The sequence below is a fragment of the Gordonia crocea genome, from assembly GCF_009932435.1.
GTDB lineage: Bacteria > Actinomycetota > Actinomycetes > Mycobacteriales > Mycobacteriaceae > Gordonia > Gordonia crocea.
Genome location: NZ_BJOU01000001.1, coordinates 1170593 through 1183511 on the forward strand (window position 1 = coordinate 1170593; position 12919 = coordinate 1183511).

Genomic DNA, 12919 nt, shown 5'->3' on the forward strand with positions numbered 1-12919 from the left:
CATGCAGATCGATCCGACGACGCCGGTCCTCATCGGCGTCGGGCAGTTCTCCGAGAAGTTCGACGACCCTGCCTACCGGGCCATGTCCGCGGTGGAGTTGGCGGCCGAAGCGGCGCGGCGCGCCTTCGACGACGCTGGCGTATCGCCTGCCGAGCTTGCCGGCGCAGTGGTCGTCGGCGTTCGGCAATTCGAGGCGTCGCATGCGAAAGCCGTTGCTCCGCTTGGCCGTTCCGACAACTACCCGCGGTCGGTCGCCGACCGGCTCGCGATGGAGCCGACCCACGCCGTGTACGACGTCGTCGGCGGCGACGGGCCCCAGCGCCTCGTCGCCGAGTTCGGCGACCAGATCGCTTCCGGCACATTGGATTCGGTATTGCTCGTCGGTTCCGAAGCGATGTCGACGGCGCGGCATTTCGCCGGTCGCGCCGATGCGCCCGACCACGGTGAAGAGCGCGGCGGACAGCTCGAGGACCGCGGGTACGGCCTCGACGACATGATGTCCCTTTCGGGGATTCGCCACGGCCTGATCGGCCCGCCGTCGCAATACGCTCTGCTGGAACACGCTCGCCGTGCCCACCTGGGTCTGTCCCGCGAGGCCTACGCGAAGGCCATGGGGGAGTTGTTCGCACCGTTCACCGAAGTGGCGGCGGCGAACCAGCACTCGGCTGCGCCGACGCGACGCTCGGCCGCCGAGCTGGTCGAAATCACCGAGAAGAACCGCCTGGTCGCCGACCCGTATCCGCGCTACCTCGTGGCTCGCGATCAGGTCAACCAGGGCGCCGCAGTGCTGATGACGTCGGTCGCCCGTGCGCGTGAACTCGGCGTCGATCCGCAGCGCTGGGTCTTCCTGCACGGCCACGCGAAGGCTTCGGCAGCCCCGATGCTCGAACGCGAGTCACTCGGATCGTCGGCGGCAGCCGGCGCGGCACTGCGGGGAGCGTTGGATTCCGCAGGAGCATCCATCGGCGACATCGACTTCCTCGACATCTACAGCTGTTTTCCGGTTGCCGTGTTCGCCGCCTGTGACGCGCTCGGTCTCGATGCCGGCGATCCGCGCGGCTTGACGCTCACCGGTGGGCTGCCGTACTTCGGCGGTGCGGGCAACAACTACTCGATGCATGCCATCGCCGAGGTCGTCGAGCGTCTGCGCGCACGTCCGGGCACCCTCGGCCTGGTGGCCGCCAACGGCGGCATCATCTCCAAGTACGCGGTCGGCGTGTACTCGACGACGCCGCGGGCGTGGCAGCGTGCGCCTCAGGTCGGTGACGAGCCCCGAGTCGCCGCGGTGGACGAGTTCGCCGGCGGCGCGACGATCGAGACCTTCACCGTCGTCCCCTTCGGCGGCAACAACCTAGGAATCCTGGTGTGCCGCAACGATTCCGGTGAACGCTGTTATGCGCACGCCTCGGCCTCAGACGCCGTGCTGGCCGATCTTCTCGCCACAGGTGAACCCATCGGACGCCGAGTACAGGTACAGACCGCAGACGGGCGCAACGTCGCCGAACTCGGCTAGTTTCCGACACGGGCACTAGGAATGGTGCGCCGGATCGCTGAGGCAGTGCCCCGTCGGGATCAGGGGGACATCTTGGGCGGAAGGCTGGCTTCGGCATGGTCCATGAAGTCGCCGATCTCCGAAGCGAAAGGCACACCGCCGGTGAGGTATTCGATGCCGATCTGCATGATGTCGATACCGAGCTTCGTCGGCTCTGCCGGGTAGGTGGCCATGAACCGCTCGAAGTCTTCCAAGTCTTCCGCGCAGCGCGCGATGACGCGCCGGTAGTACGACAGCGCCACCGGTGCGTTGACGGCGCTCAGCAGGCTGCTGTACTGCTCGAGGCGCTCGGTTCCGGCGTTGTGGATCAGTTGCTCGAACCCGCCGTTCTTCACCTGGTACTCGAAGTCCGCGGCCAGAACGGTCGTGTAGACCAGGTCCCGCAGATCCCCGTCGAGGTCCGCTGCTTCGGTGATGATGTCCGATGCCCTCGCCCCCAGGTCGAGCAGCCGTTCGTCATACGTGCTCATGCGGGAGAGCCTAGCGTCACGGGCACTAGCCCAGCGTCTGGTTCAGCTTCGTCTCCAACACTCGGCGGGTGATCCGCCAGCCCTCGTCGGTCCGGAGCCAATCATCGTTGTAGTAGATGGCCAGCAGAAAGGCACTGTCACCGGCCTGCATCGGGTTCAGGCACAACGTGCGCGTGGTGGCGGTCCCGTCGGCGAGATGGAACTCGGTGTTGCCGAGGAAGTGGCAATACGCGGTGAAGGACGGCAGCACCGTGCCAAGCCAGGCTACGCATTCGGCCGGCGTGCCCGCGATGCCGCCGGTCGCCGAGTAATCGACGAGTGCGTCCGGGGTGAACACGCCGGACAGCTCGTCGAACCGTCCGGAGTCGACTGCGGTGGCGTAGGCGGTGAGTTGGTCGGAGATCGCAGCGCGATCGGCGAGTTCTGACAACGAAAGCGACATGACCTCGACGGTGGCACGGCGGTGGCAGACTGAGGGGGTGAATCGCTCAATCCGCGTGCTCATCTTCGCCCTGCTGCTGGCCGTCGGCCTGGTGGCGGGGTGTTCCCGCGATTCCGGCGACGGGTCCGGGGAGGGAGCGCGAGTCGAGTTCACCGTCGAATCGCTGCAATCATCCGACGGGGAGTTCGCGCCGGGCACCGACCGGGAGAAGCTGGTAACCGAGGCGGCGCAGTTGCTGGCCCAGCGTCTTTCCGACAACGGCATCGCCGACCCGAAGGTGACGGTCGAGAGCGACGGCCGCGTCGTGGTCACGATCGCAAGCGGGACGCGCGCGGACATCGTCGCGCTGGCGTCGGCCGGCGTGCTGGCCATTCGGCCGGTGGTGTTCACCGCACCGGCGGCGCCCGATGCCGCCGGCCTCGACGTCGAACTCCGACAGGCGAACGCGGTCACTCCGCCGGCCGAGATGGCGCGCCGCGCACAGCAGTTGAAATGTGGTGACGGAGTGGACGAACTCGCGGGTCGCGACGATGCGGCGGATCTTCTGGTCGCCTGTTCGCAGAACGGCAAGTCCGTCTACTCCCTCGGTCCGGCCATCATCAGCGGTGCCGAGATCGAGAATGCCGGCGCGACTCGGGGAAGCAACGGCAAGTGGAACGTGACTATGGAGTTCCGTGGCGAGGCGAAGGCGAAGTGGCCGGCCTACACCGCGGAGAACATCGGCCAGGCGACGGCCTTCGTCCTCGACTCCCGCGTGCTCTCCGCTCCGGTGATCCAGACCGCCATCGCCGGGCCGACCGAGATCTCGGGGGACTTCGACGAAGCGAAGGCGAAACATCTCGCCAGCATGCTGACGTCCGGCTCGCTGCCCGTGCGGTTCACGCCGAAGGATTGAATCCGCGCCGCACCGTCACGGGGAATCTGGACTCCAGTGCGGGTCGCGCCCGATGAAGGCGACGAGGCGATCCTGCACGGGCGCGTCGTCGGAGACCGGTACTGCCGGCCCGTACTGACCCGACGAACGCAGAACCTCCTCCATCTGTGCCATGCCTTCCAGGAGGGTCGCGCAGAATTCTTCGTCGAGCGCGACGTTCTGGCCGCTCGCGCGAGCGAGGTCCCAGGTGTGCATGAACACGTCGGCGGTGTAGAAATTGTCGATCGCAGCGGCCAGCGGCATCGATCCGGCCATGGGATGGCTGAACTCCGATGTCGCGTCCGGTCCGTCGAGCAATCCCTGCACCTGTTCGGTGTGGTGGTTCCACGCGCCGGCCGGGTCGTCGGCGACCGCGGGGCCGGGGGAGAGCTGGACGCCTCCCGCGGCGAGGAAGCCGGGGAACCATTCGACGAGGTGCCCGACGACGTCGCGCGCCGTCCAGCCGTCGACGGGCGCCGGGGCGGCCCAATCGGCCACCCCGGCGACCCGGTCGCTGAATTCTCGCGCCACGGCACGGTGGCGTTGCGCGGGCTGCGTCGGCAACATCAGACCGCACCTTCGGCGAGCAGATCGTCGAGCTTGGCGTAGCCGTCGTTGACGCCTGTTTCCATGCCGCTGCGCAGCCACGCGTCGCGGCCCTCGATGCTGTCGACGAGCGACTGGGCGACCAGCCGGGTGCGGCCGTTGCCCAGGTCCTCGACGGTGAGGGTCTCCAGCGAGACACCTTCGGGCTGGCCCTCCCAGGTGAACGTCTGCACGATCTTGTCGTCGGTGATGTCGTGGAAGGAACCGTAGAAGCTGTATTCCTGGTCGCCGTCGTCCTTGACGACGTTGCTGAATCGCCAGCTGCCGCCCCGGCGAGCATCCCAGTGGTCGATGCGCGTCGTGATGCCGTTGGGGCCGACCCACTTCGCATACAGTTCCGGGTCGGTGTGGGCTTTCAGCACCTGCGCCGGGGTGGCCGCGAACTCGCGGGTGATCGTGATGATCGGCAGGGTCGGGTGGGCCTCGATGGTGGCCTCGGGGTGGGTCGTCGTGCTCATGATGCTGCTCCTTGGTCGGATTGGTCGTCGTTCTCGTTCATCGCGGCCAGTACCGCGTCGAGGCGCTGATAACGCTCCTCGGCTTGGCGCCGGTACCGCTCGATCCACGCGGTCATCAGATCGAATACCTCCGCTTCTAGGTGGACCGGACGGGTCTGCGCTTGGCGTCCACGGGTGACCAGGCCGGCGTCGCCGAGCACCTTGAGGTGCTTGGAGATCGCCTGCACGCTCACGTCGTACGGTTCCGCGAGCTCGCTCACGGTCGCGTCCCCCTCGGTGAGCCGGGCGACGATGTCGCGTCGCGTCGGGTCGGCGAGGGCCGAGAACACCAAAGACAGCTGGTCCGTCATGTCCATCCTTAATCAACCGGGTGGTTTAATAACCATCCCATTCGCGAGGCAGGGTTGTCAACCATTTGGTTGAATATCCCGCCGACCGTGCCCAGATTTCCGCCGACCGTGCCCAGATTTCCGCCGACCGTGCCCAGATTTCCGCCGAGCGTGCCCCGCAGACTCAAGCGATCGCCGCAACGGCCGACGAGTTTGCGGAGGTCAGCATGGGTGATGGTGGTTCGAGACGACGGTTGGGGAAGTTGGGGGTCGCTGATCGACCGCCGTTAACCCAGCGGCGTGAGTTGTTTTGGCAGGGCCTGTCTACGGGGATGACGATCAAGGCTGCGGCGCGCGCTGCTGGTGTGTCGCGCAACTCCGGGGCCCTGTGGTTGGCCCAGGCTGGCGGAATGAAACCAACAGCAACGGCACTGGAAAGCCGGATCAGCGCCGGCACGGGCCGGTTGACCTTCGCTGATCGGTGCTGCATCGAGGAACTGGTGGGCAAAGGGTCGCAGCCGGCGCGGATCGCGCGTCTGTTGGGTCGTTCCCGCTCGACCATCAGCCGGGAACTGGTGCGGGGCCGGCCCGCCGGTGACGGTGAATACCGGTATCGGGCGATCGTGGCGCAGACGACGGTCGACCAGGGCCGGCGGCGACCCAAACCGCGCAAACTCCAACCTGGCACCGCGCTTTACGCTGAAGTCGTCGACATGCTGGGGAAACGGCTCAGTCCTGAGCAGATCGCCCACCGGTTACGGCACGACTATCCCGACGATCCGGAGATGCGGGTGTCCCACGAAACGATCTACCAGTCGATGTATGTTCAAGCCCGCGGTGGTTTGCGCGCCGAGGTTGCCAAAGCACTACGCACCGGGCGGATACGACGCAAACCCGCAGGCCGAGACACATCCGGTCGAGGCCGGATCAAAGACATGGTGATGATCAGCGATCGTCCCGCCGAAGTCGAGGACCGCTCGGTCCCCGGCCACTGGGAGGGTGACTTGATCATGGGAGCCGGTAACCGCTCGGCGATCGGCACCCTGGTCGAACGCACCACCGGCTTTCTGATGCTGGTGCACCTGCCCGGCGATCACACCGCCGCCACCGTTGCCGCGGCCATGACCCGCACCATCCCGACCATCCCCGAAATCCTGCGTCGATCGTTGACCTGGGATCAAGGAGTGGAAATGGCCCACCACACCGCCATCACCAACGCCACCGGCCTACCGATCTACTTCTGCGATCCCCACAGCCCCTGGCAGCGCGCCACCAACGAAAACACCAACGGCCTACTCCGCCAGTACTTCCCCAAAGGGGCCGACCTATCGTTCTTCGGCCCCGGCATGCTCGACCAAGTCGCCGCCGAACTCAACGACCGACCCCGAAAACGCCTCAACTGGATGACCCCCGCCGAAAAGCTCGAAGAACTCCTACAATCCAAACCGACAGATTCCGTTGCACCGACCACTTGAATCCGCCCCCAGATTTCCGCCGAGCGTGCCCAACGTGTACGCCGTGGTGCCCAGTCGGCGGGGGTTAGGTGCCCACTGGGCGGAACTCAGGTGCTCACTGGGCGGGGTGGGGTGCCCAGTCGGCGGAGGTGAGGTGCCCAGTCGGCGGAGGTGAGGTGCCCAGTCGGCGGAGGTGAGGTGCCCACTCGGCGGGAGTGGGGGCCTGGATAGACTGTCCCAAGTGGCATCCACCCCCGTTCTGCACACCCCGGTTCTGCACGGTCTCGCGCAATCGGTGTGCGCCGATCCGACCTTCACCGGCCTCACCGCACATCTCGAATCCGCCCGACTGTCGATCACGGCGCCCGACGCCGCGCGCCCCTTCGCCGTCGCCGCGCTCGCCCAGGCCACGACCGATCCGTTGTTAGTGGTGTCGGCCAACGGACGCGAAGCCGAAGACCTGGTCACCGAGCTGCGCGAGCTCCTCGACGATGCCGACGCCGTCGCCCTGTTCCCGTCGTGGGAGACGCTGCCCCACGAGAAGCTCTCGCCGAGCGCGGACACCGTCGGCCAGCGGTTGTCAGTGCTGCACCGGCTCGCCGAACCGGGCAGTTCGCTGCGTGTGGTCGTCACGACGGTGCGTTCGCTAGTGCAACCGATGGCACCCGGACTCGGCAAGCTGTCGGCGATCACGTTGCGGGAGGGCGACGAGATCGACTTCGACGGGCTGCTGGCCAGCCTGGTCGAGATGGCCTACGAGCGTGTCGACCTGGTCGGCCGGCGCGGTGAGTTCGCGGTGCGCGGTGGCATCCTCGACATCTTCCCGACGACGGCCGAGCACGGCGTGCGCATCGAGTTCTTCGGCGACGAGATCACCGACGTGCGGGCCTTCTCCGTCGCCGACCAGCGCACCCACCCGGACATCGACCCCGGCCCGGTGATCATCCACGCCTGCCGGGAACTGCTACTCACCGAGCCCGTACGCCGCCGCGCCGCAGCGCTCCTCGACGAGCAAGAGGGGGGCAGTGAACTGTCGTCGATGCTGGCCAAGCTGAGCGAGGGGATCCCCGTCGAGGGAATGGAAGCGCTCATCCCGGTCCTCGTCGACGGCGAGCTGGAACTGCTCACCGAGGCCATACCGGGCAACTCCCTGGTGCTCCTGCTGGATCCGGAGAAGATCCGCACTCGGGCCACCGACTTGGCCGCCACCGGAAAGGAGTTTCTCGACGCAGCGTGGACGGCGGCAGGCATGGGTGCAGACGCCCCGCTCACCAAGGAGTTCTCCGCGAGCGCCTACCGGCCGCTCGACGACGTTGCGGAGGCGACGACGGCCGCCGGACGCCGCTGGTGGACGCTGAGTCCGCTCAGCACCGGAGCCGACGACGAGGTCGTCCTCGACGTGGCACCGGGACCGGCGCCGCGCGGACATGAAGACGAGATCGCGGCGACGTTCGCCCAGCTGCGCGCCCACGTCACCGACGGCGGTCGCGCGGCCATCGTCGTTGCAGGCAAGGGAACCGCCGCTCGCGTCGCCGAGCGGCTCGGCGAGGCAGAGGTCCCCTCGACGATGGCCGACGACGGCCAGGCGCCCGTCGCCGACGCGGTCACGATCTATCACGGCACACTTCGGAACGGAATCGTCTGTACCGGCGCCGGGAGCGCTGGCGTGCGGGCCGAGAACGCTTCTGCCACTCCACTTGTCGTCGTCACCGAGGCTGACCTCACCGGTACCCGTGTGGCGGGGACCCGCGACGGGCGCAAGCTCGGCGCCAAGCGTCGCAACCAGGTCGATCCGCTCGCCCTGACCTCCGGCGACCTCGTCGTCCACGACCAGCACGGGATCGGGCGCTTCGTCGAGATGATCGAGCGCACCGTTTCCGGCGCCCGCCGCGAATACCTCGTCCTCGAGTACGCGCCGAGTAAGCGGGGACAGCCCGGCGATCGCCTGTACGTCCCGATGGACTCCCTCGACCAGCTGTCGCGCTATGTCGGAGGCGAGGCGCCGTCGCTGTCTAAGCTCGGCGGCTCGGACTGGCAGAACACCAAGCGCAAGGCCCGCAAAGCGGTGCGCGAGATCGCCGGCGAGCTCGTCCAGCTCTACGCTGCGCGGCACGCTGCGCCCGGTCACGCCTTCGCCGCCGACACCCCGTGGCAGCAGGAGATGGAGGACGCGTTCGACTTCACCGAGACGCAGGACCAGCTCACCGTCATCGCCGAAGTGAAGTCCGACATGGAGCGCCCGGTGCCGATGGACCGCGTCATCGTCGGCGACGTTGGCTACGGAAAGACGGAGATCGCCGTGCGGGCCGCGTTCAAGGCCGTGCAGGACGGCAAGCAGGTCGCGGTCCTCGTCCCGACGACCATCCTGGCCCAGCAGCACCTGCAGACCTTCACCGAGCGCATGTCCGGGTTCCCGGTGACTATCCGCGGACTGAGCCGGTTCACCGAGGCCGCGCAGGCGCGCGAGACGATCGAGCAGATGGCGCACGGCCAGGTCGACATCGTCATCGGCACGCACCGACTGCTGCAGACCGGCGTGCGGTGGAAGGACCTCGGCCTGGTCATCGTCGACGAGGAGCAGCGCTTCGGCGTGGAGCACAAGGAGCACATCAAGTCGCTGCGCACCCACGTCGACGTCCTGACCATGTCGGCGACGCCGATTCCGCGCACGCTGGAGATGTCGATGGCCGGGATCCGCGAGATGTCGACCATCCTCACCCCGCCCGAGGAGCGCCACCCGGTGCTCACCTATGTCGGGGCGTATTCGAGCAAGCAGGTGGCGGCGGCGATCCGCCGCGAGCTGCTGCGCGACGGCCAGGTGTTCTACGTGCACAACCGGGTGTCGTCGATCGACAAGACGGCGCGGGAGTTGGCGCAGATGGTGCCCGAGGCGCGGATCGCCGTCGCCCACGGCCAGATGAACGAGGACCAGCTCGAGTCGACGGTCACCGGTTTCTGGAACCGCGAATACGACATCCTCGTGTGCACCACGATCATCGAGACCGGTCTGGACATCGCCAACGCCAACACGCTCATCGTCGACCGCGCCGAGCATTTCGGGCTGTCGCAGCTGCACCAGTTGCGCGGCCGGGTCGGGCGCAGCCGCGAGCGCGGCTACGCCTACCTCTTCTACAGCCCCGACCGCCCGCTGACCGAGACCGCCTACGACCGCCTCGCGACGATCGCCCAGAACAACGAGCTGGGGGCCGGGATGGCGGTGGCGCTAAAGGACCTCGAGTTGCGCGGGGCCGGCAACGTGTTGGGCGCCGAGCAGTCCGGGCATGTCGCGGGCGTCGGCTTCGACCTTTATGTGCGCCTGGTCGGGGAGGCCGTTCAGGCCTACCGCGCCGCTGCCGACGGCCAACCGTTGACCACCGAGGAGACCAAGGAGGTGCGCATCGACCTCCCCGTCGACGCGCACATCCCGGTCGACTACGTCGACGCCGACCGGCTGCGGTTGGAGGCCTACCGCAAGTTGGCCGCCGCGGCCGACGACGACGAGGTCGACGCGGTGCTCACCGAGATCACCGACCGGTACGGCCCGCCGCCCACCGAGACGCTGCGGCTCGCCGCGATCGCCCGCCTGCGCCTGCGGGCCCGGGAGTTGGGGATCACCGAGATCACCGTCGCGGGCACGCAGATCCGGATTTCGCCGCTGCCGCTGCCGGACAGCCTGCAGGTGCGGCTCAAGCGGCTCTACCCTGCGGCGACCTATCGGCCCACCACGTCGACGGTCGCGCTGCCGATCCCCAAAGCGGGCGGCATGGGGTCGCCGCTGCTGCGCGACGAGCCGTTGATCGACTACCTCACCACCATGTTGAGCCAGGTGACTCGCCGGGATTAGCGCGCTGATGCGAGCGAATTCCGCCTGTGTGGTGTGAAATACCAGTAACCGAGGAATGGGGAGTCATGACCGTCGTCCTGTTGGACCCGCAGAAGCAGGACCTGCTGCCGTTCGCCGCTGCGAAGCTGGTGAACGGGCCCGTGCAGGTCACCGAGGACGTCACGGCATCGGTGTTGTGGGCGCTGCCGCACGCCCAGGTGGCCGTCGGCGACGACGGTGATCCGGCGACGGTGTTGATCAGCACGGACCCCGACCACCCGTTGGTCCACGTCCGCATCGAGCGGGGCGAGGTGCTGCTCGCGCCGCCGGTCGAGGTCACGCCGCCGCGCCGGTCCGGCACGACGCTGCTCGACGCCGTCGAACTGATGGACCATTTGCGCGCCAACGGTCCGTGGGAGAGTCGGCAGACCCACGACTCGCTGCGCCGGTTCGCCCTCGAGGAGGTGTACGAACTCCTCGACGCGATCGACGTCGGAACCATCGCCGACCTCCGCGACGAGCTGGGCGACCTCCTCCTCCAAGTGCTGTTCCACGCCCGGATCGCCGCCGACCATCCGACCGAGCCGTTCGACATCGACGACGTCGCGCAGGCGTTCATCGACAAGGTGACGCGCCGCACGCCGGGGGTGCTATCCGGCGAGCACAGCGACCTCGAGCGCCAGATCGCCGACTGGGAGGCGGCGAAGGCGGCCGAGCGGGAACGCGGGTCGGTCCTCGACGGGATCGTGACCACCGCGCCGGCCCTGTCGTTGGCGCAGAAGGTGCTCGAGCGGTTGGCCGCCGCCGGGTTCCCGCGCTCCCAGGTCGACCCCGCGCTGCTGCGCGTGGACATCGAACCGGGTGCCGACTCGGTGGAGGATGCGACGCGCCAGCGCACCCTGGACCTGATGGACCTCGTCTACCACGCGGAGGGGCGGGCGGCGCAGGAGGGCATCACCCTCAACACCCCCGACCTGTGGTTGTTCTATCTCGGCGTGCCGGTGGAGCAAACCGGGTACGACGACCCGCCGACCGAGGAAGTCCCACCGGTGGCGGCCGAACCGCGCACCGATCGGATCCCGACGACCGACCCGGCCGACATGGCCGCGGCGCCGGCGCCGACCGCCTATTTCCCGGCGGAGCCCGAGTTCGTGGGCCCGGTGTCGGAATCGCAGGAACTCATCGGCGAGGGTTTCGTCGTCGATCTGAACCCGATCGACCCGAATCCGCCGATCACCCACTTCCCGACGATCATCCGGCCGGGAACCGGCGAGTCGGTGCTCAGTTCGCCCAGGCACTTGGCGCCGGACCCCGAGCCCGAGCCGGACCCCGTGCTCGAAGTCGAGCCGGAGCCCGTGCTCGAAGTCGAGTCGGAGCCCGAACCCGAGCCAGAACCGGAACCCGAGCCCGAACCGGAGCCGGAACCAGAGGTGAAGCGACCGTTCCGGATCCGGGTGTCCGACGAGCCCGAGGTGACCTCGACGGTGCCGCGGCCGGTCGACGCCGACGACCCGATCCGCACACGCGCGCCGCGGGTGCCGGAGGCGCCGTCGGGGCGGATCATCTTCTCCACGGAGTAGCCGCGCGGGTCAGCCGAACAGGGCCTGGCCCCACCACTGGCCGTCGGAAAGGCCGGGGGGACAGGCGAATACGGCCGAACCGTTGGGAATCAGGTATTCGGTCAGCGCATCGTCGAGCATCAGTTTGCGCTGCATCGGCACGAATTGTTTGCCGGGGTCGCGGCAGAACGCGATGAAGAACAATCCGGCATCGAGGTGGCCGAAGCCGTCGGAGCCGTCGGTGAAGTTGTAGCCGCGGCGCAGCAGGCGCACACCGTCGTTGAATTCTGGATGTGCCAGTCGCACATGGGAATCCGCCGGGATCAGCGGCGCCGCGCCGGTGGTGATGGCGAAGTTGGGATCGGCGAACTCCGCGTCTTGGCCCAACGGAGCACCAGACCCCTTCTCCCGGCCGATGATCTGCTCCTGTTCGAGCAGGTTCGAGCGGTCCCACGGTTCGATGTCCATGCGGATGCGCCGGGTGACCAGATAGCTGCCGCCGGTCATCCAGTCGGCCGGGCCGGGTTGTCCCGGTCGTCGACCCACACCCACTCGTCGAGCAGCGCGGTGTCCTCGGCCCGCAGGTTGGCGGTGCCGTCCTTGAACCCGAACAGGTTGCGCGGGGTCGATTGGGACCGCGTCGTACTCGACGTGCGGCCGAACCCCAGTTGCGACCAGCGGACCGCCACCACGCCGAAGCCCATCCGGGCCAGGTTGCGGACGGCGTGCACCGCGACCTGCGGGTCGTCGGCACATGCTTGGACGCAGATGTCGCCGCCGGAACGATTCGGGTCGATCCGTTCCCTGGGGAAAGCGGGCAGGTCGACCAGTGCCGCGGGCCGGCGCGCGGCCAATCCGAACCGGTCGCGGCGGTCCGGCTTGAGTGGGGTCGGCCCGAACAGGCCGGGGCCGAAACCGATGGTGAGCGTGAGATTCGACGCGGGCAGGCCCAGCGCCTCACCGGTGTCGGCCGGCGGCGAGTACTGACCGAGGCCGACGGCGCCGTTCGGCGTCGTCTCCTCGCCCCGGGTCATCCGCTCGGCGGCGGTGGTCCATGCCCGCAACAACGCGGCGAGTTCGGCCTTGTCGTCGGTGACGACGTCGAAGGCGACGAAGTGCAGCCGATCCTGCGCCTCGGTGACGATCCCGGCCTGCCGCTTTCCGCGGAACGCGACGCTGCCGACGTGGACCGCGTCGGGAGCGGTGGCCCGGCCGGCGGCGCCACCGGCGACGGCGGCGCCGGTGAGCGCCGCCGCCGCCGCTCCCGCGCCGATGACCCGGCGCCGTGAAATCTCCATCAGTCCACGGTAGCG

Annotated in this window: 10 protein-coding genes and 1 pseudogene; 5 read left to right on the forward strand and 6 right to left on the reverse strand. The window is 68.3% G+C overall.

Annotation, left to right across the window (positions count from 1 at the left end):
- The first annotated feature begins 1 nt into the window (after position 1).
- Positions 2-1513: a TLP1 C-terminal extension domain-containing protein gene (locus tag nbrcactino_RS05560; protein ID WP_161926454.1), complete on the forward strand. Its 1512-nt coding sequence runs from the start codon at positions 2-4 to the stop codon at positions 1511-1513.
- Positions 1514-1572: 59 nt separating this feature from the next.
- On the opposite strand, the gene nbrcactino_RS05565 is transcribed toward nbrcactino_RS05560, so the two are convergent.
- Both nbrcactino_RS05565 and nbrcactino_RS05570 read right to left on the reverse strand, forming a co-directional pair.
- On the reverse strand, positions 1573-2022 hold the full coding sequence (locus nbrcactino_RS05565) for a DMP19 family protein (RefSeq protein WP_161926455.1): 450 nt from the start codon (positions 2020-2022) through the stop codon (positions 1573-1575).
- A gap of 25 nt (positions 2023-2047) precedes the next feature.
- Positions 2048-2464, reverse strand: a complete 417-nt coding sequence (locus tag nbrcactino_RS05570; RefSeq protein WP_161926456.1) for a nuclear transport factor 2 family protein — start codon at positions 2462-2464, stop codon at positions 2048-2050.
- Positions 2465-2501: 37 nt separating this feature from the next.
- Between nbrcactino_RS05570 and nbrcactino_RS05575 the strand changes: the two genes are divergently transcribed.
- A complete protein-coding gene (locus nbrcactino_RS05575) occupies positions 2502-3359 on the forward strand; it encodes a SecDF P1 head subdomain-containing protein (protein ID WP_161926457.1) in 858 nt (285 codons plus the stop codon).
- A 15-nt stretch (positions 3360-3374) separates the two neighbouring features.
- Here the strand turns inward: nbrcactino_RS05575 and nbrcactino_RS05580 are convergent, their stop codons facing one another.
- Genes nbrcactino_RS05580 through nbrcactino_RS05590 form a run of 3 tightly spaced genes read right to left on the reverse strand, consistent with a single transcriptional unit; the run spans position 3375 to position 4791 of the window.
- Positions 3375-3944 (reverse strand): TIGR03086 family metal-binding protein, encoded by a 570-nt coding sequence (locus nbrcactino_RS05580; RefSeq protein ID WP_161926458.1) that lies wholly within the window; start codon positions 3942-3944, stop codon positions 3375-3377.
- Entirely contained in the window at positions 3944-4441 is a 498-nt protein-coding gene (locus tag nbrcactino_RS05585; protein ID WP_161926459.1) for an SRPBCC family protein, read from the reverse strand. Before nbrcactino_RS05585 ends, nbrcactino_RS05580 begins: the two co-directional genes overlap by 1 nt.
- On the reverse strand, positions 4438-4791 hold the full coding sequence (locus tag nbrcactino_RS05590) for an ArsR/SmtB family transcription factor (RefSeq protein ID WP_161926460.1): 354 nt from the start codon (positions 4789-4791) through the stop codon (positions 4438-4440). Before nbrcactino_RS05590 ends, nbrcactino_RS05585 begins: the two co-directional genes overlap by 4 nt.
- Before the next feature lie 311 nt (positions 4792-5102).
- Here nbrcactino_RS05590 and nbrcactino_RS05595 point away from each other — a divergent pair, with 311 nt between their 5' ends.
- The 3 genes from nbrcactino_RS05595 (at position 5103) to nbrcactino_RS18010 (ending at position 11627) form a co-directional block, all read left to right on the forward strand.
- On the forward strand, positions 5103-6245 hold the full coding sequence (locus nbrcactino_RS05595; protein ID WP_228460689.1) for an IS30 family transposase: 1143 nt from the start codon (positions 5103-5105) through the stop codon (positions 6243-6245).
- A gap of 238 nt (positions 6246-6483) precedes the next feature.
- Positions 6484-10068 carry a transcription-repair coupling factor gene (mfd, locus tag nbrcactino_RS05600; protein WP_161927611.1) on the forward strand — a complete coding sequence of 1195 codons (3585 nt, stop codon included), beginning with the start codon at positions 6484-6486 and terminating at the stop codon, positions 10066-10068.
- A 65-nt stretch (positions 10069-10133) separates the two neighbouring features.
- Positions 10134-11627: a nucleoside triphosphate pyrophosphohydrolase gene (locus nbrcactino_RS18010; protein ID WP_186343309.1), complete on the forward strand. Its 1494-nt coding sequence runs from the start codon at positions 10134-10136 to the stop codon at positions 11625-11627.
- Positions 11628-11636: 9 nt separating this feature from the next.
- Here nbrcactino_RS18010 and efeB read toward each other — a convergent pair.
- A pseudogene (gene efeB, locus nbrcactino_RS18480) lies at positions 11637-12904 on the reverse strand (iron uptake transporter deferrochelatase/peroxidase subunit).
- Positions 12905-12919: the final 15 nt, after the last annotated feature.